This window comes from Kitasatospora sp. NPDC096077 (assembly GCF_040303245.1).
GTDB lineage: Bacteria > Actinomycetota > Actinomycetes > Streptomycetales > Streptomycetaceae > Kitasatospora.
Window position 1 is genome coordinate 56,264 of the sequence record NZ_JBEOSV010000030.1, and the last position, 18,267, is coordinate 74,530.

Genomic DNA, 18,267 nt, shown 5'->3' on the forward strand with positions numbered 1-18,267 from the left:
CTGTGTCCGCCGTCGTGGTGGCGGCCGTCGTGCTGTGCCTGCCGTCCTGGTGGCGGACGGTGTGGGGTCGGCCGCCGTGGTGCCGGGTCGGCGGTGGCGGCCGCCCCGGGGGTCAGCCGGCGGCCGGGACCGCCCCGGCCTGCTGCTCCATCGCCCGGCGCAGGCTCAGCGGCCGCATGTCGGTCCACACCTCGTCGATGTGGGCCAGGCACTGGGCCTTCTCGCCCTGCGGGCCCTCGGCCCGCCAGCCGGCCGGCAGCTCCCGGTCGGCGGGCCAGATCGAGTACTGCTCCTCGTGGTTGACGACGACCTGGTAGACGGTGGTGTCCTCGTTGCTCATGACTGCGCTCCGATCGGTGGAGGTGTTCCGGGATGTGCCGGGGTGTGCGGGTGGCGGGGTCCGGTCGCCGCCCGGCGCGGGGTCCGCGCGGGCCGGGCGACCTGTGCTCAAGGCTGTCGTTCCGCCCTGACCGCGGCCTTGGCCCGGCCTGACCGCGGACCTGGCCGGGTCTGGGCCCGAGCTGGGGGGATCCGGACGCGGCTCCGGCGTCCGACCGGTGGGGCACCGGCCGCGCACCGACGCCGTACCGACGGCCGGCCGGGGGCCGACCGGCGGCGCACTGACGGTCGACTGAAGGCCGACTGAAGGCCCACTGAACGTCGACCGAAGCCCTCAGCCGGCCGGCTGCGCCCGGCGGAGGGCGGGGAACAGCCGGGCCTCGGCGGCCTCGCGCAGATAGGCGGCGCCGGCCGTGCCGCCGGTGCCGGGCACCGAGCCGATGATCTTCATCGTGATGCCCCAGTGGGTGCGCTTCATCGCTCCCCAGGCCTCGTCCAACTCGGCCATGACCGGCTGGAGTTCTTCCTGCGGCAGGCCGCTCTCCAGCAGCGCGAGGTGCAGCGTGGGGCAGGACCGCTCGACGCCCCGGTAGGACCTGGACTGGACGGCGCTGCGCCCGTCGGTGTTGGCCCGGATCACCGCGAAGGCGTCCTTGGGCATGGTGGTCAGCACCCGGAACACCCCGGACGTCCCGGCCAGCTGGCGGACCGCCTCGGCCAGCAGGTCCCGGGCCAGGTCGGCCCGGCCGGCGGCCACCGCCTCGGTCGCCCCGGCCACGGCCCGGCCGACGGCGGCGAAGACCGCCTCGAAGATCTGGATCACCCGGATGAACATCTGCTCGTCGTGGCCGCGGGTGGTCGGCGTCAGCGTCAGCTCCACCGCCCGCAGCACCCCGGCCGGCACGGCCTGCCGCGCGACGGCGACCGCCTCGGCGCAGGCCGCGACGAGGTCCTCCGACTCGCCGGGGATCAGCGCCGGGATCCCGGCCGCCGCCGCGAGGGCGCGCAGCGCGGCCCGGGTGCGGGGCAGGCCGGCCGGGTTCCCGGCGAGGACGGCGGCCTCGGTCGCCACCACCTCGGCGAGCAGGGCGGTGATCACCTGGTCCGGGCCCGCCCCGGCGGCGGTCAGCGAGGTGTAGACCGGCGTGCCCAGGTAGCTGTCGTAGTCCCCCTGCTGGCCGTCCACCACCTGGGGCAGCCAGTCCGCGAGCAGCTGCGCCGCGGGGTCCACCGCCCCGGCGGGGCCGTGGGGTTCGACGGCACGCAGGGCGGTCAGCAGCTCCTCGCCGACCGCGTTCTTGCCGACCGCCCGGTAGTGGCCGAGCACGGCCCGGTACGGGAAGCGGTCGGCGGCCGCGTCCTCGCGCCGCCAGCGGGCCAGCTCGCCCAGGGCGTGGCCCGGGTCGAGGTCGGCCCGGTCCGGCCGGGCGGCGGCCAGGCTGGGGCCGTCGACCCCGGGGGCGGGGGTGGCGTCGGGGACCGGCCCGGTGGGCGGGGCCGGGGAGAGGGCGGTGGTCATCGGGGCTCCGTTCGGTGGACGGTCGGGCCGGGAACGGCCCGGGGTGTGGCGCTGCCGCGCGCGGCTGCGCGTGGGCAGGACGGCACAGCCCGGCCGGCCGGGGACCGGGTGGTCCGCGGCCGGCCAGGCTGTGGGGGTGGCGTGGCTGGTGTGCGGCGGGGCAGGCGGGGTGTGGTGGAGCGGGACTCAGCCGTGCGGCTCGTCCGGGTCCACCGGGTCGCCCGGCCGGGCCGGATCGGCCAGGACGTAGCCGTCCTCGGCGCGGTGGGCGCGCGAGCGGCGCAGGTCGGCGAGGACGAAGGTGCGCTGGAGCCACCGGTCGGTGCCGTCGAAGCGCGGGCTGAACGCGGTGCGTCCGTGCACGGTGATCCGGTTGTCGACCACGGCCAGGTCGCCGGGTTCCAGCCGGACGGTCCGGGCGGTGCGCTCGAAGGCGTCCTGGAGCTCGGCCAGGGCGGCCGCGGCCCGCTCGGTCAGCGGCTCGGTGGCGGCCATGTCCACCCGCAGGTCCGGGTCCTCGGGCGCGCCGCCGAGCACCGGGTGCGGGGCGGGGGTGCCGTCGGTGGAGCCGAAGGAGGGCGGTGCGGCGGTGCGGAACTCCGGCCGCCGCAGGTCCGCCCGGGTCCGCTCGTCCAGCAGGGGCAGCACCTCGCGCACGCAGGCGGTGCGCAGTCCGGCGAGCCCGTCCGGGTCGGCGCGCAGGCAGAGCAGCATGACGAAGTCCGGGCGGTGCGGGTGGAAGGCGTTCTCGTTGTGGAAGGTGAGCAGCACCGAGCCGGCGTTGCCCTGGAACTCCTCCTGCCCTGGCACCGGGACGACGTCCTGCACCAGCGCCCCGGTCTTCTCGGGGCGGAAGGCGGCCGGGTCGCCGAGCCCGCACGCGGCGAGCATCAGCACCGCGGCCGGGACGGTGGCGGTGCGCTGCACCGAGCCGCCGGTCAGCGGGGTGCGGCCGAGCGCGGACGCGGCGACCGGCAGGCCACGCACCAGCAGGGCGCCGCCCGCGCCGGGGTCGCGGCGGAAGGCGCGCAGGGTGCGGCGGAGCCGGGCGGGCAGCTCCTCCCAGCGGTCGCGGACCGCGGCCACCCAGGCCGGGTCGTCGACGAGGCCTTGCGGTGGGGCGCAGAGCAGCGCGGCGACCTGCTCGGTCGCGGTGCGCTCGGCCCCGGTCAGCACCAGGTCCGGTGCCGAGATGTCGATGTCCGGTGCAACCGGCACGGGTATCGGCCTTTCTCGTGGTCGTCGCGGGACGGGCGTCAGGGGCGGGCGGGGTCGAGCTGTGCGGCGTCGAGCTGTGCGGCCACCACGGCCCACAGGCTGCCGACGGTCTCGAACGCCTCCCGGTCCAACTCCTCGTCGGGGATGGCGATCCGGTAGGCCTCTTCGAGCCGTACCAGCAGCTCGACGGTGGCCATCGAGTCCAGTCCGGCGGTCCGCAGCTCGCGGTCGGCGGGCAGCGGGCGCTCCTCGGCGAGGCGCGGCAGCAGGTCGGTCAGGACGGCCTCGTACCGCTCGTCCCAGGGGGCGGTGGTGGTCATGGTGTTCAGCTCCTTGCGGGGCGACCCGGAGGGGGTCGCGGTGGTGGTCGCGGTGGTGGTCGGTGCGATGGGTGCGGTCGTGGTCCGGCCGTCCCGAGTGGCCGGTGGAACGAGGGGGCCGGGGTCAGGCGAGCGGCTCGCGTTCGAGGACGAGGCGGTCGGCGCTGACCACCCGCCCGTCCCGGACGGTGATCTCGGCCGGGGCCGGACGGCTGAGGAAGCCGAGCAGGCTCGCGGTGGCGCCGTACGCGCCGACGTTGGGCACGGCCAGCAGCTCACCGGCCCGCGGCGGGACGGTCTCGGCGGCTCGGCTGATCACATCGGCGGGGGTGCAGAGCGGCCCCACCAGGGCGACCCGCCGGGCCGGTTCGGCGCCACCGGTCCCGGCATCCGGTCCGGCGTCCGGTCCGGCCTCCGCTCCGGCCTCCGCTCCGGTGTCCGGCCCGGTGCCGGTCAGGCGCAGCGGTTCGGCGCGCAGCGACGGCAGTCGGCCGACCCCGGAGAGCCCGCCGAGGTGGTTGATCCCGCTGTCCAGCACGCCGTACGTGGTGCCCCGGCTCTCCTTCACCTCGGTGACGGTGCAGATCAGCCGCCCGCTGTCGCCGACCAGGTACCGGCCGGACTCGAAGGCCGGCTCCAACCGGTCCCGCCAGCCCGGCAGGTGCTCGTCCAGCGCGGCCGTCAGCGGCTCGCGCAGCTCGTCGTAGCGCGGTCGCCCGCCCGGTGCCGCGTACGGGCAGGCGAAGCCGCCGCCGAGGTCGAGCAGCCGCAGCGGCACGCCCCAGTGGGCCTCCAGTGCGGCGGCGGTACGGATCGAGGCGACCGCTTCGGCGAGCAGCCCCTGCGGGTCGCCGGCGTTGGTCAGCGGGAAGAAGTGCAGCCCGCACAACTCCGTTCCCTCCACCGTGAGTTCGGCGAGGTCCGGCAGGCCGTCGGTGATGTCGTGGCCGAACTGGGAGGCCCCGCCGGTCATCCGCAGGCCGACGCCCGCGCCCGCCCCGGCGCCGTTGATCCGCAGCAGGCAGCGCGCGGTCACGCCCAGGGCCCGGGCCTCGGCGCCGACCCGGCGCAGGTCGGCCGGCGACTCGACGGAGAAGGTGCGTACCCCGGCGGCCAGGGCCGTGCGCAGCTCCCCGGCGGTCTTGCCCGGGCCGCCGTAGAGGCAGTCGGCCCCGTCGAAGCCGGCCGCGAGCGCGGCGGTGAGCTCGCCGGTCGAGCAGATCTCCGGGCTGCAGCCGGCCAGCCGCAGGGCGCGGACCAGTTCGGGGTGCGGGTTGGCCTTCAACGAGTAGTAGAGGCGGGAGTGTTCGGGCAGGGCCGCCCGCAGGTCGGCGGCGGCCCGGGCGACCCGGTCCAGGTCGTAGACGTACAGCGGGCTGCCGTAGCGGCGGACCAGGTCGGCCGCCAGCTCGTCCTGGTCGGCCGTCCGCTCGGGCGCGGGGGAGTGGTCAGTGCGCATCGTGCTCCAGCGCCTTCCGGTCGATCTTGCCGTTGGGGGTGAGCGGCAGTTGGGCGAGGATCCGGCAGCCGGCGGGCACCTTCGCCGGTTCCAGCCGCTGCTCCAGGCCCTCGATCACCGCGCGCTCGGTCAGGCCGTCCTCGCCGGCGACGACCAGGCGCAGGTCGAGTCCGTCCCGGGGCGGCAGCGCGGCGGCGGCCCGGACGCCCGGTACGTCCAGGGCGGCGGCCTCGATCTCCGGCGTCCCCATCCGCACGCCGCGCCGCTTGAACTGGTCGTCGAGGCGCCCGGCGAAGTAGAGGTGGCCGTCCTCGTCCAGCCGGCCGTGGTCGCCGGTGTGCAGCCTGATCCGCCCGGTGCGCGGGTCGGGGCGGTAGCGGCGGGCGGTGAGGTCGGGCGCGTTCCAGTAGCCGGACATCACGTGCGGGCCGCCGACGACGATCTCGCCGACCTCGCCCGGGGGCAGCGGGCGGCCCCGGTCGTCGAGCACCTCGACCGTGGTGCCGTCCAGGGCCCGGCCCACCGAGCCGGGGCGTTCGCGGTCGACGTCCGGCTCCGCCACGGTCACCCGCTTGCACTCGGTGATCCCGTACATCGCCACCACGGCCGAGCCCGGGAAGCCGGAGCGCAGCGCCTCGATGGTCGAACCGGCGAGCGCCGCACCGGTGTTGGTGAACAGCCGGACGTGCGCCGGCGGGGTGCCGCGGGCCGCGAGCCGGCAGAGCAGCTCGGCCAGCGAGGGCACCACCGGCACCACGGTGGCCCGGTGTTCGCGCAGCGCGGTCAGGGTCCGCACCGGCGCGCTCGCGTCGGTCAGCACCAGCGCGGAGCCGCCGATCGCGGCCAGCAGCAGCTGGTAGAGGCCGTAGTCGAAGGAGAGCGGCAGCGCGGTGAGCACCACGTCGTCCGGCCGGTAGCCGAGCCGACGGGCGATCGCGCGGGCGGCGAAGACCACCTGGCGGTGGGTGCAGACCACGCCCTTGGGCGCGGAGGTGCTGCCCGAGGTGTAGATCAGCTGGGCGACGGCGTCGGCGGACGGGCGTACGGCATCGGTTCCGTGCTCCATCACCCCGTCGTCCGCCAGCAGTTCGGCGGGCGTGGCCGCCCGGGCACCGCAGGCGGCGACCGCTGCGCGGACCGGTTCGGCCTCGGCGGGGTCGAGCACCACCACGGTGGGTGCGGCGTCCGCCAGCACGCCGCGCAGCACGAAGGGCTTCAGCTCCGGGTTGAGCGGCACCGCGACGGCGCCGGCCCGCAGCACGCCGTAGTACAGCGCGACGAACTCCCGTCGGTTGCCCAGTCGCAGGACCACCCGGTCTCCGGGCCGGACGCCGCGGCCCCGCAGTCGGGCGGCCACCGTCCGGCTGGCGTCGGCCAGTTGGGCGTAGCTCCAGGCGCCGCCGTCGTCCCGGACGGCCGGGGCGTCGGGGCGGGCGGCGGCGGTCGCGTCCAGCAGGTCGACGACCAGGGTGCCGTCGTCGGCCGCAGCATCGGCGGGGAACGTCCCCGCGGTCACGGCGGTGTTCACGAGCACCAGCCCGCGGGGTCGGTGATCTCGACGACCGCGCTGGTGCAGCTGTAGCCGGTGCCCCCGCCGACCAGCAACACCCGGTCCCCGCCGTCCAGTTCGCCGGTCTCCAGCAGCTCGTTCAGCCCGGCGACGTGGTCCCCGGCGCCCAGGTGGCCCACCTCGCGGCAGAACTCCCAGGTGGAGCGCCGCTCGTCGACGCCCAGCTGCTGTTCCAGCTGCCACTGCATCCGCTGGTGCCCGGTGGCGTTGAGCACCACCCGGGCGATCCGCTCGATCGGGGTGTCGGCCTCGGCCAGCGCGGCCCGGATCGACTCCGCCGCCACCTCGGCGGTGCGCAGCGTCGCGGCCCGCAGGTTGCGGTGCTCCCGGAAGTGCTCCTCGGTCCGCGCGCCCAGGTCCACCGGCCGGTCGGCCGCGTCCGGGCCGGGCCGGAACCCGGTGCCCCGGGCCAGGCCCTCCAGGGAGTTGTCCACCCTGGTGGCGGTGGCGAGCAGCTGGCCGACCGCGTGCTCGGGCGAGGTGCTCAGCACCAGTGCGGTGCCGCCGTCGCCGTAGACCATGCCGCGTTCGGCCCGCCAGCGGTCGAAGGCGGGCGGGGCGAAGCGGTCGGCGGTGGTCAGCAGTACGGCCTCGTCCCGGCCGGGCTCGGCGGACCGGAGCTGCCGGGCCGCCAGCTCCATCCCCGACAGGCCGGCGTTGCACTGCTGCAGCAGGTCGAAGGCGGGCACCGCCGGGCCGACCGTGTGCTGCGCCACGTAGGCGGCGGCCGGCCACAACTCGGCGCCCTGGAACCACAGGTAGCTGTGGAAGACGGTGCCGACGTGCTCCGCCGAGCGGCCCGACCGGCGCAGCGCGGTGCGGGCGGCGCGGACCGCCATCTCCGGCGCGGCGAGGTCGTCCGGCCCGCCGGCGGTGGCCGCACTGACCGAGTCGATCCGGTTGACGGCGTGTTCCCCGGCGTCGTACGCACCGGCCGCGACCGCGTCCGCGGCGTTCGCGCGGTCGGCCAGCCAGACACCTGTGCCGGCCAGGTACACCTGCTCCCAGCGCATGTCCCTCCGATCTCCGGCCCCATGGCAGCGCTCTGCCGGGGCGACTGTCGGTGACGATGCTTCCGTCCGTCGCCTGCCGCGCGGTTGCCCTCCACTGGCGCCCGGTTGGCGGCCGGCTGGTGTCCGGCTGACGGCGTGCGGGCGGCCGGCTGACCGCCCGGGGCGGTGCCGCTGACGGCCCACCGGGCGGCCACCGGCGGCCCACTGACGGTCCACTGACGGCCCACTGACGGTCCACTGAACGTCCGCTGACGAACGTGGGCACGCCGGTGCCCGGCCCCGCGTGGGCGGGACCGGGCACCGGGAGGGGCGGGGACTCAGCGGCTGGGACTCAGGGGGTGAGGTTCAGCCGGTGGCGGGCGGCGGCGTCCACCGCCGCGGCCCCGTACGGCCAGGCGAGGCTCTCGCCCCTGGCCCACGGGCCGGCCTGGTCCGTGTAGTTGTCGGAGGTCGCGTGGCCGGAGGCCCCGGTCAGGTTGATCCAGCGGGAGCGGTCGAAGTCCGCCAGGTCGACCACCATCCGCATCGAGGGGACCCAGATCACGTCGTACCCCTTCTGCGGGTCCCAGCCGTTGGCCAGCACGGTGTCGGTGCCGCCGCCGACGCCGACCGGGTCGGCGTTCAGCAGCCACTGCAGGGGGGCCGGGCCGGCGGTGCCCAGGGTCGGGTTCTCCAGCGTCAGGGTGTGCAGGGCGCCCCAGCGCCACTTGGCGGGCTGGTCGCCCAGCCGCTTGCGCAGGTCGGTGGCGGCCTGGTCCATGGCCCGGCGCAGCATCGCGTCGCGGCCCTGGACGGAGGGGTCGGCGGTGCTGGTCCACCAGAGGCTGTCCGGCTTGTCGAGCAGGCCGCGCACCACGTCGAACCAGCGGCCGCCGCCGTCCGGGTAGGCGTAGCTCTTGACCCCGGCCCGGCTCAGCCGGTCGGTGAACGCCTCCTTGAGCAGTTCGCGCCAGACCGCGTTGAAGTAGGCGGCCGGTGCCGAGTCGGCGCCCTGGGTGAAGTCCCAGCCGCGCAGCAGCTCCTGGGCCGGGCGGGTGCCGTCGGCGACCTGGACCTGGAGCAGGTGGGGCACCAGGGTGGCGGCGTTGCCGTTCCAGGTGTCCTGGGTGATCCGCTCCATCGCGGCGACGTCCAGCTTGCCGCCCTGCTCGATCAGGTCGGCGATCCGCTTGCTGCGGTAGCCGGTGCCCCAGTCGCTGCCGATCAGGTGCGGGTAGTTCGGGCCGACGACCGCGTTGTTGGCGGTGACGATGTAGCCCTCGGGCGGGTTGAAGCTGGTGGGCAGCTGGTCGAAGGGCAGGTAGCCGGTCCAGTCGTAGGCCCCGGTCCAGCCCGGGACGGGGCGGCGGCTGTCGCCGGCCTTGCGGACCGGGATCCGGCCGGGCGTCTGGTAGCCGATGTTGCCGGCGGTGTCCGCGTAGATCATGTTCTGCACCGGGGAGGCGAAGACCGCGGCGGCGGCGCGGAACTCGTTCCAGTCCTTGGCCCGGTCCAGGGCGAACAGGGCGTCCACGGTGGGGGCGGGGTCGAGCGCGGTCCACTGCATGGCCACCGCGTAGCCGTCCTGGTCGCCGTGCGCCGGGACGTCCGGCACCCGGCCGTGGTCGGCCACCTCGCCCGCGGACTTGAGCACGTCCGAGATCAGCGGGCCGTGCAGGGTGGACCGGACGGTCAGGTCGACCGGCCGCCCGCCCGCCACCTTGATCGTCTCCTGCCGGACGGTCAGCGGCAGCTGCTTGCCCTCGTGCTCGTACTCGGAGCCGCTGACCCGCTCCACGAACAGGTCGGAGTCGGCGGCGCCGAGGTCGGTGAAGCCCCAGGAGATGGTGGCGTTGTGGCCGATCACCACGCCCGGCATGCCGGCGAAGGTGAAGCCGCTGACGTCGTAGGCGCAGTCCGGGCCGATCGTGGTGCAGTGCAGACCGACCTGGTACCAGACGCCCGGGAGCGACGGGGTCAGGTGCGGGTCGTTCTCCAGCAGCGGCTTGCCGGTGGTGGTGCGGCTGCCGCTCACCACCCAGGAGTTGGACCCGATGCCGGTGCCCTGGGGGCCGAGCACGGCGGCCAGCACGGTGCGCACGCGCGCGCTGTCGGCCAGCGCGGCCGAGGCCGCGGCGGGGACGCCGGGCGCGGGGTCGGCGGGCGCAGCCGGGGTGGCGGGCGCGGCCGGGGCGGCGGGGGCGGCCGGGGCCGGGTCGGCGACGATGGGCGCCCAGCGCTGGTAGTCGTAGCCGGGGAACAGGTCGTCGGACGCCCCGTCCGGCAGGTCGGCGGGCAGCATCGCGTGCTGGAACTGGTCGATCATGCCGGTGTTGAGGTTCCAGGCCATGGTCTTCAGCCAGGAGACCGAGTCGGCCGGGGTCCACTGCTCCGGGCGGTAGTCCCCGGAGACGAAGCCGAGCACCGGGTACTCCACCGACAGCTCGGCGCCCTGGTGCTTGGCGAGGTAGGCGTTGACGCCGTCGGAGAAGGCCCGCAGGTACTCCTGGGTCTGCGGCGACAGCATCGTCACCTCCTGCTCGGCCACCCGGCGCCAGCCGAAGGTGCGGGCCACCTTGTCGGTCTGCACCTCGCTGGGGCCGAACATCTCGGCCAGCCGGCCGGCGGTGACGTGCCGCTGGACGTCCATCTGCCAGAACCGGTCCTGCGCCTGGGCGTAGCCCTCGGCGAGGAAGAGGTCGTGGGCGTTGTCGGCGTAGATCTGCGGGATGCCGGAGGCGTCCCGGACGATCCGGGCCCCGCCGTGCAGGCCCGGCACGGTGGTGCCGCCGGACAGCTGCGGCAGCGAGCGCCCGACCGTCCAGTACGCGTACCCGGCCAGGCTGCCGGCCGCCAGCAGGACCAGGGCGGTGAGGACGATCGCGGTGCGCTTGAGGATCCGCAGCACGCGCCGGCGCCGGGTCGGCGGTGCGGGCGCGGGGTCGGCTGCGGGGTCGGGTGCCGGGACGGCTGCGGGGTCGGCGGGGTCCGCGGCCGGCGCCAGGGTGCCGGAGGGTTCGGGCCCGGCCTCCGGAACGGGTTGGGCGGCCGGGCGCGGATCGTCCGGCGCGGCGGTGTCGGTCTGGACTGTCACGGGGCGGTGCTTCCTTGTCTCGACGGGGATCCGGGCATGGCGAGCGCCGCCGTGCGCAGGTGGGCGGGCAACGAGCGCACGGCGGCGGGGAACGGAGAGCGAACGAGAGGGGACGAGGGGGCGGGCGACGGGGAGGTCCGGGTGGCTCAGCGGGCCAGTCGGGCGCCCGCGTCGGTCCAGGGACCGTGGGCGAACGCGCGCGGTGCGGGCCCGGCCGAGCCGGTGCCGACCAGGGCCAGGTGCGGGCGACGGGTCGCCGGCTCGGTCCGGTACGGCGGGGTGTCGTGGGCCGGCGCCGCGTCCGGCGCCGGGTGGACCGGGTGGACCGGGGCGAGGGCGAGCGGGTCGGGGCGACCGGCGAGGATCGCCTCCTCGACCCCGCGCAGCTCCGGCCCCGGCAGCAGGCCGAGGTTCTCGGTCAGGGTGTGCCGGGCCCGCTGGTAGGCGGCGAGTGCGTCGGCCTGCCGGCTGCCCCGGTAGAGCGCGGTCATCAGCAGGGCCCAGAGCCGCTCGCGGTACGGGTGCTCGGTGGTGAGGACGAGCAGGTGCGGCACCAGGCGGGCGTGGCCGCCGAGTTGGAGCGCGAGCTCGGCGTGCTCCTCGACCGCCGCGAGCCGCAGCTCCGCGAGCCGGGCCCGCTCGACGTCGAGCAGCGGGCCGCTGACCCCGGTGAGCGCCGGTCCGGCCCAGGAGTCGAGGGCGGCGGCCAGGGTCCGCTCGGCGGCCTCGGACCGTCCGGCCGAGCGCAGCGTGCGGGCGTCGGCCACCGACTGCTCGAAGCGGCCGAGGTCGTACTGGGTGGGACCGATGGAGAGCCGGTAGGAGGCACCGACCCGGGTGAGGACGCCGCCGGCGGTGCGCGGTGCCCGGGCGGGTTCGAAGAGCCGGCGCAGCTTGGAGACGTACGCCTGCACCAGGTTGGCGCCGTCCGCGACGGTGGTGTCGCCCCAGATCCCGTCGATCAGCTGGTCGCGGCCGACGGGCGAGCCGGCGCGCAGCAGGAGGACGGCGAGCAGGGCGCGTTGGCGCGGGGCCCCGAGCGGGATCTCGGTGCCGTCCCGCCAGCCCCGGACCTCACCCAGCAGTTCGAAGCTGAGGCCGTCCGTGGTGGTGGTCGGAAGGAGGGGAGTGGTCATGGCAGCCTCCGCCGAGCCGGGCGTGGTGTGGTGGGCTCGGACGCAGTCGTGGGAACCGGGACGGGGAGTGGGACGGATCAGGAGGCCTGGGCCGGTCGGAGCGGACCGGGGGTGTGGCGGGCCCGGGTGGGCCGCTGCCGGTTCAGAACTGCCAGCCCATGTCGTCGGTCTGCGGGTTGCCCTTGGGGTTGCCGGCCTGCGGGGCGGCCGCGCCTGCGGCCTGGGCCGCGGCCGAGACGGTGCCGCGGTCGGACGCCGCGCTCGCGGTGCCCTCGGCGAGTCCGGCGCCGAGGCCCAGGACGACGGCGGCGGCGGCGGCGAGGGCGGAGACGAGACGGAGCTTCTTGGCGGCCATGGTGACTCCTTTCGGGCATGGGGATGCCCGGTGGCTGAGGGAGGGGTGGTGGCGAGGCGGCGGTTGGTGCTGCTGCTCGCCGCGCTTCGACGAGATCGATTCTGCCGGGCTCGCAAGCCGGTTGTCCCGGCTCTCGGGTGACACGATCTGCCGTTGGCATATCTGTGTCAGGGGGCTCCGGCCGGACTGTGCCAGTGGCTCCGGCCGGACGGTGCCGGCGGTGCGCCGACTACAGGACGTCCACTAACCACCCTGTCAGTTCAGGGGTTTCGGCGATCGCCCGGGCGCAGACCGCCAGGCACAGGGCGCGGGCCGCGTCCATGCTCGGGGCGATCGCGAACAGCACGCCGCGCGCACCGGCGCGCGACTCGTGCACCCGGAGGTGCTCCGGGCCCTCGTGGAGCAGGGCGGCGGCGCGCAGGGCGGCGGTGACCGTGCCGTCGGCCGGAACGGGCGCGGCGCGTGGGCGGTTCAACGTGAAGGGGATGACGAGCACGCTGCAACGATGGGGGAAGCGGGGAACCGATGGGGCGGCTATCCGTCGGCACGTTCTTGCCATGGCGCGCCTGTGCCAGTCGGAACGTCCGGAATCCCACCGTGCGTCCCGTTCGGGGAGGGCCGTTCGCCTCTTGTCGGCGGCCCGTTCGCGGCCCGTTCCCGGCCCCGGCCGATTCCCGGAGTGTGGCGGGTTACCGCTGGTCGGGGGGTGTCTGGGTGTTCCGGGGCGGTGGTATTTTCTGGTCTGGACCTGACCAGAAGCTCGCCCACGGCGACGGGTCCGACACAGTGCGTGCGCGAACCACGGGCAGGGTTCGCGACGCAGACCGTCTCATGGCCGGGGGGCCGATCGCATGCTGACCACGCTGGGACTCTCACAACAGGCCGAAACCCTCTACCGCTTGATGTTGAGTCAGCCGACCTGGGGCGTCGCCCGGATCACCGAGTCGCTCGGCTGGGTCGAGGCCGAGGTGCGGGCCGCGATGGACGAGCTGGCCGACCAGGAGCTGATCCGCCCCTCCTGGGAGGGCGGCGGCGCGATGCGCACGGTCAGCCCCAAGGTGGCCTTCGAGGCGCTGATCGCCCGCCGGCAGGCCGAGATCGCGCGCAAGCAGCACGAGATGGAGTCGAGCCGGGCCGCGATCGCCGGACTGGTCGCCGAGTACTCCATGCTGCGCCCGGAGGAGGGCAGCGGCGGCATCGAGCACCTGACCGGCCTGGACGAGATCCGGGCCCGGCTGGAGGAACTGGGCGCCCAGGCGCACAGCGAGACCCTGTCCTTCGCCCCCGGCGGCAAGCAGACCCCGGAGAACCGAGCGGCCAGCCGCCCGATCACCCGGACCCTGCTGGACCGCGGGGTCAAGGTCAAGACCATCTACCTGAGCAGCATCCGCAACGACCCGGGCAGCGTCGAGCACGCCAACTGGCTCGCCGAGCACGGCGGCGAGACCCGTACCACCAGCGTCCTGCCGATGCGGATGCAGATCGTGGACCGCGAGGTCGCGATGGTCCCGGTCGATCCGGAGGGCCTGACCCTGGGCGTCGCCGTGATCCGCGAACGCGGCGCCGTCGCCGGGCTGTGCGCGCTCTTCGACCAGGTCTGGGAGCAGTCCGAGGTGCTCGGCGCCGCCCCCGTCACCCCGGCCGGCGAGATCACCCCGCAGCAGCGCGAACTGCTGCGGCTGCTGTCCGCCGGCCTCACCGACGAGGCGGCCGCGCGCCGGCTCGGCGTCTCGCTGCGCACCGAGCGCCGGATGATCACCGACCTGATGGAGCAGTTCGACGCCCAGAGCCGGTTCCAGCTCGGCCAGCGGGTCACCGAGCGCAACCTGCTCTGACCGCCCCGCCGGATGCGGCGGGGCGGTCGGCCGACGGTGTGCCGCGCGCGGCGGTCAGCCGGCGACGGGCCGTGCGGGGCGGCCCTCGCCCACGGCGACCGGCGCGCCGGGGAGGCCGACCTCGGCCCGGACCGCAGTGACCTCGGGCCAGCGGAGGGCGACCGACCCCCAGGTCAGGCCGCCGCCGAAGGCGGTCAGCAGGACGCGGTCACCGGCGGCCAGCCGGTCCTGACCGGCCGCCCAGGCGAGGGCCAGCGGGATGGAGGCCGCCGCGGTGTTGCCCACCTCGGCCAGGTGGCAGACGATCCGTTCGGTGGGGACGCCCAGGCGTCGGCCCACCGCGCGCAGGATCCGCGCGTTGGCCTGGTGGCCGACGAACGCGTCGATCTGCTCCAGCGGCCAGCCCACCGCCTCGGCGACGCCGCGGGCGGAGCGCGTCATGGTCTCCACCGCCCGGGTGTAGACCTCCTTGCCGACCATCTGGAAGTAGCGCGAGGCCTCGTCGACGACGGGGTGCGGGGCCCGCGACCCGCCGCCGGGGACGGTGATCAGCTCGGACCGGCCGCCGTCGCTGCCCAGTTCGGCGTGGAGCACCTCGCCGGGGTCGCCGGCCGTCCCGCGTTCCAGCACCACGGCCGCCGCCCCGTCGCCGAACAGCACGGCGGTGTTGCGGTCGGTCGGATCGATGATGGTGGAGTAGGTCTCCGCGCCGATCAGCAGCACGCTGTCGTAGCGGCCGGAGCCGATCATCGCCGAGGCGACGTCGAGCCCGTAGACGAAGCCGGAGCACACCGCCGACAGGTCGAAGGCCGGCACGCCGGTCATCCCCAGCCGCGCGGCGATCTGCGGGGCGGTGGCCGGACACGGCTGGTCGGGGGTGGTGGTGACCAGCAGCACCAGGTCGCAGCCCCGGCGTCCGGCCGACTCCAGGGCGGCGGCCCCGGCGGCCGTGCCGAGGTCGCCGGTGCTCGTCCCGGGCCCGACCACGTGCCGTCGGGCGATCCCGGTCCGACTGAAGACCCAGTCGTGCGAGGTGTCCAGGACCCGGGACAGGTCGTCGTTGGTCACCACGTCGGGCGGCAGGCAGCTGCCGATGCCCGTGACGACGGCACGGCCGGCGGGCATCTCTCGGGGTCCCTCCGGACGGGCGGTCACGCCGGGTCGCCGACCGGGACGGCCGTGGACCCCGGCCCGTCGACCGGCTGCACGGTGGCCTTCGCGAGGTGGCGCTCGGCGAAGTCGGTGTGGGCGATCGGGGCGGTGACGAGGGCCTCGGGCACGTCGAGCACCTTGAGCAGGTCCGCGGCCTCCAGCGGTGCCGCGCCCTCCTCCGCGTGCAGGTCGGCGATCCGCAGGAACTCCTCCTGGGTCAGCACGCCGGCCCGCAGCGCGGTCACCCCGTGCTCCAGGACGCAGCCGGCCGCGTAGTGCCGCAGCAGCGCCTGTCCGGTGCCGGTCGGCTCGTGCTCGGCCCAGTGGCCGAGGGCGAGGGTCTGGTAGACGGCCCGGGACCAGGCGGTGCTGGCCGCGCCGGGGCCCTCGCGGTCGACGTCCGCCAGCAGCTGTTCGCAGACCGCGCGCATGACCTCCAGCAGGCGCGGGGCGCCCCGGTCGGTGCGGACCGCGGCGTCGAGCAGGGTGGCCAGCGCCGCGCGCTCGCGCAGGGCGAAGCGCGAGGCCTGGTAGCCGAGCACGGTGTTGTCCCCGCCGAAGGTCACCGCGATCTCGTAGTCGTGCTGCAACGGCGAGATCTGGTTCAGCCGGTGGTAGCCGAGGCCGCCGCACAGCTCCCGGGCGTCCGCGAGGGTGTGCCGGGCGTCGCCGGTGCTGCCGGTCTTGCCGCAGGCCACCAGGGCGTGCAGCAGTCGGTCCTCGGACGGGGCCCGGCCGTCGTCGTGGCGGTCGACCGCGACGGCGGTCAGCGCCTCCAGCGCGTGCTTGGCCGCGGTGGCCCGGCCCGCGGCGGTGCGCAGCCGCATCCGGTAGTGGGGGTGGCTGAGCAGTGGGCCGCCGAACGCCTTCTTGCGGTCGGCGAAGCGGACGGTCACGGCGCAGGCGAGCCGCTGGGCCATGCCCGACCCTGCGGTCGGGAAGAGCCGCTCGTGGGTGAAGGTGGCCAGGCACTCGTCGAACCGGCGGTAGCGCTTGAGCGGGGAGTGGTACCGCCCCTGCTCGTCGATCCGCGCCCAGCGGCTCATCAGGCCCGACAGCGGCAGGACGTACCGGTCGAAGCCGATGATGCCGGTCTGGTTGGCCTCGACCCCGCCCTTGGGCTCGGCGCCGCGGACGGTGACGCCCTCGATCAGCCGGCCGTCCGCGCGCAGCGGCACGCGCAGCCAGTGGTGCCCCTCGTCCCGGCCGTCGACGACGACGCGGGACAGCACCATGGCGACGTCCCCGGTGTACAGGCTGTTCCCGATCCAGATCTTGCTGTCGGCGGGCTCCGGGGTGTGCAGCACCAGGCTGCGGTCGGCGTGCCGGTAGGTCGCGGTGGTGCCGATCCGCTTGAGGTCGGAGCCGGCGTGCAGCTCCGAGGCCGCGAAGCAGTAGACCTTCGTCATCCGGTCGATCTCGGGCCCGTACTGCGCGAGTTGGTCGGGATCGGCGTGGCTGAGCAGGGCGTCGCCGGCGATCTGGTGCGAGACGAGGACGTTCGCCAGCGAGGCGTCGTAGGCGCCGATCCAGCCCATCGTGCGCAGGAAGTCGGCGAACTCGCCGGTGTCCCCGCGGCCCAGCCACAGCGAATTGGCCGTGACACCGGCGGAGTTGAGCATCCGGGCCCGGTGCAGCGTCTGCAGGCTGTAGGCGTGCAGCCCCTGCTCGGCGGGCCGGACCTCGGCGAAGTCGGGCTCGGCGAGGAGGCGGGTCAGCGCGGTCACGCGCTTGTCGGTCATGTCGGGTCCCATCGATCGACGGCGGCCGGGGCGCTGGCACCCGGCCGCCGGGAGGGTTCGGCGCTCAGTTCCCCAGGACCAGGGCGGAGTTGGTGCCACCGAAGCCGAAGGAGTTGCTGACCACCACGGAGGGCGCGACGCGGCGGGGCGCGCCGAGCACGAGGTCCAGCCCGGGCAGCTGCGGGTCCACCGTCTCGGTGTGCGCCACCGGCGGCACCACGCCGTCCCGGAGGGCGCACAGGGACAGCACGGCCTCGATCGCGCCGGCGGCCCCCAGGGTGTGGCCGAGCACGCCCTTGTTGGAGGTGACCGGCGGGCGGTGCGGGAACAGCCGGGCCAGCAGCTCGCCCTCGATCCGGTCGTTCTTCGGCGTCGAGGTGCCGTGGGCGTTGACGTGGTCGACGTCCTCCGGCCGCAGGCCGGCGTCCGTGAGCGCCTGCCGCACGGCGGCCTCGGCCTGGGCGCCGTCCGGGCGGGGGTCGGTCGGGTGGTGGGCGTCGGTGGTGCAGCCGTATCCGAGGACCCGGCCGAGCTCCGTGGCCCGGCGGCGGGCCGCGGCCTCGGGCGTCTCCAGCACGAGGGCGGCGGCGCCCTCGGAGATGACGAAGCCGTCGCGGTCGGCGGCGAACGGCCGGGAGGCGCGGGCGTCGGCCCGCTTGGACAGCGCGCCCATCCGGGCGAAGCCGGCCACCACGACCGGGACCACCGCGGCCTCGGTGCCGACCGCGATGACGGTGTCGCAGGCGCCGGTGCGCAGCAGGTCACGGGCGATGCCGATGGCGGCGGCGCCGGAGGCGCAGGCGGACACCACGGTGTGGCACGGGCCGTTGACGCCGTAGCGGGACGCGATGGTGCCGACGGCCATGTTGGCCAGTGACCGCGGGTGCAGGTAGGGGGTGACGCCCTCGGGTCCGCGCGCGGCGTACCGGTCCTGGGCGGCGCTGAGGGTCCCCACGCCGCCGATCCCGGTGCCGACCACCACGCCGACCCGGTTCCCGTCCCAGGCGGCCGGGTCGAGCCCGGACTCCTGGATCGCCTCCTCGACGGCGACCAGGGCGTAGCGGATGAACGGGTCGACGTGCGCGGTGCCCTTGCCCTTGAGGACCTCGGGCCCGAAGGCCGGCACCCGCAGGCAGAAGGGGGCGCCCGCGCTCTTCGCCGCCTCGTCCTCGACCGCGAGGTCGCGCGGCTCCAGGACGGTCCGCCAGGTCTCCGGCACGCCGATCCCGGCCGGGGTGATCAGCCCGGCCCCGGTGACCGCGGCCGGAAAGGGGTGGATCATGCCACGCCCACGCCGGACTGCACGAGCTCGACCAGCTCGGCGAAGGTCATCTTGCCCAGTCGGCTCTCCTCGGCGGAGATGTCGACCCCGAACTGCTCCTGGAGCAGGGTGATGAGCTCGACCGCGGCGAGCGAATCCAATTCGAGGGAATCGAGCAGCGCGTCGGGGGTGATCTGGTCGGCGTCGACCTCCAGGTCGTCCACCAGAATGCCGCGAATGGCGAGTGACAGGTCGTCAGTCATTCAATTCACCCC

Annotated in this window: 16 protein-coding genes; 1 reads left to right on the forward strand and 15 read right to left on the reverse strand. The window is 75.5% G+C overall.

Annotated features, from left to right (window positions below; genetic code table 11):
* Positions 1 to 112 precede the first annotated feature (112 nt).
* The 11 genes from ABTZ03_RS24610 to ABTZ03_RS24660 form a co-directional block, all read right to left on the reverse strand.
* Positions 113 to 340 (reverse strand): MbtH family protein, encoded by a 228-nt coding sequence (locus ABTZ03_RS24610; RefSeq protein ID WP_350515232.1) that lies wholly within the window; start codon positions 338 to 340, stop codon positions 113 to 115.
* Positions 341 to 673: 333 nt separating this feature from the next.
* Entirely contained in the window at positions 674 to 1,858 is a 1,185-nt protein-coding gene (locus ABTZ03_RS24615) for a tryptophan 2,3-dioxygenase (protein ID WP_350515233.1), read from the reverse strand.
* Positions 1,859 to 2,044: 186 nt separating this feature from the next.
* Positions 2,045 to 3,076 carry a TauD/TfdA family dioxygenase gene (locus ABTZ03_RS24620; protein ID WP_350515234.1) on the reverse strand — a complete coding sequence of 344 codons (1,032 nt, stop codon included), beginning with the start codon at positions 3,074 to 3,076 and terminating at the stop codon, positions 2,045 to 2,047.
* 38 nt (positions 3,077 to 3,114) lie between these two features.
* Positions 3,115 to 3,396, reverse strand: a complete 282-nt coding sequence (locus tag ABTZ03_RS24625; protein WP_350515235.1) for a phosphopantetheine-binding protein — start codon at positions 3,394 to 3,396, stop codon at positions 3,115 to 3,117.
* Positions 3,397 to 3,520: 124 nt separating this feature from the next.
* The gene (locus ABTZ03_RS24630; RefSeq protein WP_350515236.1) at positions 3,521 to 4,855 is read right to left on the reverse strand and encodes a type III PLP-dependent enzyme domain-containing protein; all 1,335 of its coding nucleotides are present in this window, start codon (positions 4,853 to 4,855) and stop codon (positions 3,521 to 3,523) included.
* The gene (locus ABTZ03_RS24635; RefSeq protein ID WP_350515237.1) at positions 4,845 to 6,383 is read right to left on the reverse strand and encodes a class I adenylate-forming enzyme family protein; all 1,539 of its coding nucleotides are present in this window, start codon (positions 6,381 to 6,383) and stop codon (positions 4,845 to 4,847) included. The genes ABTZ03_RS24630 and ABTZ03_RS24635 overlap by 11 nt, the downstream gene beginning before the upstream one ends.
* Positions 6,380 to 7,438: a ketoacyl-ACP synthase III family protein gene (locus tag ABTZ03_RS24640; RefSeq protein WP_350515238.1), complete on the reverse strand. Its 1,059-nt coding sequence runs from the start codon at positions 7,436 to 7,438 to the stop codon at positions 6,380 to 6,382. The genes ABTZ03_RS24635 and ABTZ03_RS24640 overlap by 4 nt, the downstream gene beginning before the upstream one ends.
* A gap of 331 nt (positions 7,439 to 7,769) precedes the next feature.
* Positions 7,770 to 10,511, reverse strand: a complete 2,742-nt coding sequence (locus tag ABTZ03_RS24645) for a penicillin acylase family protein (protein ID WP_350515239.1) — start codon at positions 10,509 to 10,511, stop codon at positions 7,770 to 7,772.
* A gap of 146 nt (positions 10,512 to 10,657) precedes the next feature.
* Entirely contained in the window at positions 10,658 to 11,647 is a 990-nt protein-coding gene (locus tag ABTZ03_RS24650; protein ID WP_350515240.1) for an AfsR/SARP family transcriptional regulator, read from the reverse strand.
* Positions 11,648 to 11,789: 142 nt separating this feature from the next.
* Complete coding sequence (locus tag ABTZ03_RS24655) at positions 11,790 to 12,002, reverse strand: hypothetical protein (RefSeq protein ID WP_350515241.1); 213 nt, start codon at positions 12,000 to 12,002, stop codon at positions 11,790 to 11,792.
* Between the two features lie 229 nt (positions 12,003 to 12,231).
* Positions 12,232 to 12,498 carry a hypothetical protein gene (locus ABTZ03_RS24660; RefSeq protein WP_350515242.1) on the reverse strand — a complete coding sequence of 89 codons (267 nt, stop codon included), beginning with the start codon at positions 12,496 to 12,498 and terminating at the stop codon, positions 12,232 to 12,234.
* A gap of 403 nt (positions 12,499 to 12,901) precedes the next feature.
* Between ABTZ03_RS24660 and ABTZ03_RS24665 the strand changes: the two genes are divergently transcribed.
* The gene (locus tag ABTZ03_RS24665) at positions 12,902 to 13,837 is read left to right on the forward strand and encodes a helix-turn-helix transcriptional regulator (RefSeq protein ID WP_350515243.1); all 936 of its coding nucleotides are present in this window, start codon (positions 12,902 to 12,904) and stop codon (positions 13,835 to 13,837) included.
* Positions 13,838 to 13,891: 54 nt separating this feature from the next.
* Here ABTZ03_RS24665 and ABTZ03_RS24670 read toward each other — a convergent pair whose 3' ends face one another.
* From ABTZ03_RS24670 to ABTZ03_RS24685, 4 genes are all read right to left on the reverse strand, one after another.
* Entirely contained in the window at positions 13,892 to 14,962 is a 1,071-nt protein-coding gene (locus tag ABTZ03_RS24670; RefSeq protein ID WP_350515244.1) for a beta-ketoacyl-ACP synthase III, read from the reverse strand.
* 26 nt (positions 14,963 to 14,988) lie between these two features.
* Positions 14,989 to 16,731 carry an acyl-CoA dehydrogenase family protein gene (locus ABTZ03_RS24675; protein ID WP_350515245.1) on the reverse strand — a complete coding sequence of 581 codons (1,743 nt, stop codon included), beginning with the start codon at positions 16,729 to 16,731 and terminating at the stop codon, positions 14,989 to 14,991.
* Between the two features lie 64 nt (positions 16,732 to 16,795).
* The gene (locus ABTZ03_RS24680; RefSeq protein WP_350515246.1) at positions 16,796 to 18,013 is read right to left on the reverse strand and encodes a beta-ketoacyl-[acyl-carrier-protein] synthase family protein; all 1,218 of its coding nucleotides are present in this window, start codon (positions 18,011 to 18,013) and stop codon (positions 16,796 to 16,798) included.
* On the reverse strand, positions 18,010 to 18,255 hold the full coding sequence (locus ABTZ03_RS24685) for a phosphopantetheine-binding protein (protein WP_350515247.1): 246 nt from the start codon (positions 18,253 to 18,255) through the stop codon (positions 18,010 to 18,012). Before ABTZ03_RS24685 ends, ABTZ03_RS24680 begins: the two co-directional genes overlap by 4 nt.
* Positions 18,256 to 18,267: the final 12 nt, after the last annotated feature.

Bases quoted from the DNA above. Each gene is read 5' to 3' on its own strand.
- ABTZ03_RS24610 (WP_350515232.1), bottom strand. From the start codon at position 340: ATGAGCAACGAGGACACCACCGTCTACCAGGTCGTCGTCAACCACGAG.
- ABTZ03_RS24615 (WP_350515233.1), bottom strand. From the start codon at position 1,858: ATGACCACCGCCCTCTCCCCGGCCCCGCCCACCGGGCCGGTCCCCGAC.
- ABTZ03_RS24625 (WP_350515235.1), bottom strand. From the start codon at position 3,396: ATGACCACCACCGCCCCCTGGGACGAGCGGTACGAGGCCGTCCTGACC.
- ABTZ03_RS24630 (WP_350515236.1), bottom strand. From the start codon at position 4,855: ATGCGCACTGACCACTCCCCCGCGCCCGAGCGGACGGCCGACCAGGAC.
- ABTZ03_RS24640 (WP_350515238.1), bottom strand. From the start codon at position 7,438: ATGCGCTGGGAGCAGGTGTACCTGGCCGGCACAGGTGTCTGGCTGGCC.
- ABTZ03_RS24650 (WP_350515240.1), bottom strand. From the start codon at position 11,647: ATGACCACTCCCCTCCTTCCGACCACCACCACGGACGGCCTCAGCTTC.
- ABTZ03_RS24655 (WP_350515241.1), bottom strand. From the start codon at position 12,002: ATGGCCGCCAAGAAGCTCCGTCTCGTCTCCGCCCTCGCCGCCGCCGCC.
- ABTZ03_RS24670 (WP_350515244.1), bottom strand. From the start codon at position 14,962: ATGCCCGCCGGCCGTGCCGTCGTCACGGGCATCGGCAGCTGCCTGCCG.
- ABTZ03_RS24675 (WP_350515245.1), bottom strand. From the start codon at position 16,731: ATGACCGACAAGCGCGTGACCGCGCTGACCCGCCTCCTCGCCGAGCCC.
- ABTZ03_RS24680 (WP_350515246.1), bottom strand. From the start codon at position 18,013: ATGATCCACCCCTTTCCGGCCGCGGTCACCGGGGCCGGGCTGATCACC.
- ABTZ03_RS24685 (WP_350515247.1), bottom strand. From the start codon at position 18,255: ATGACTGACGACCTGTCACTCGCCATTCGCGGCATTCTGGTGGACGAC.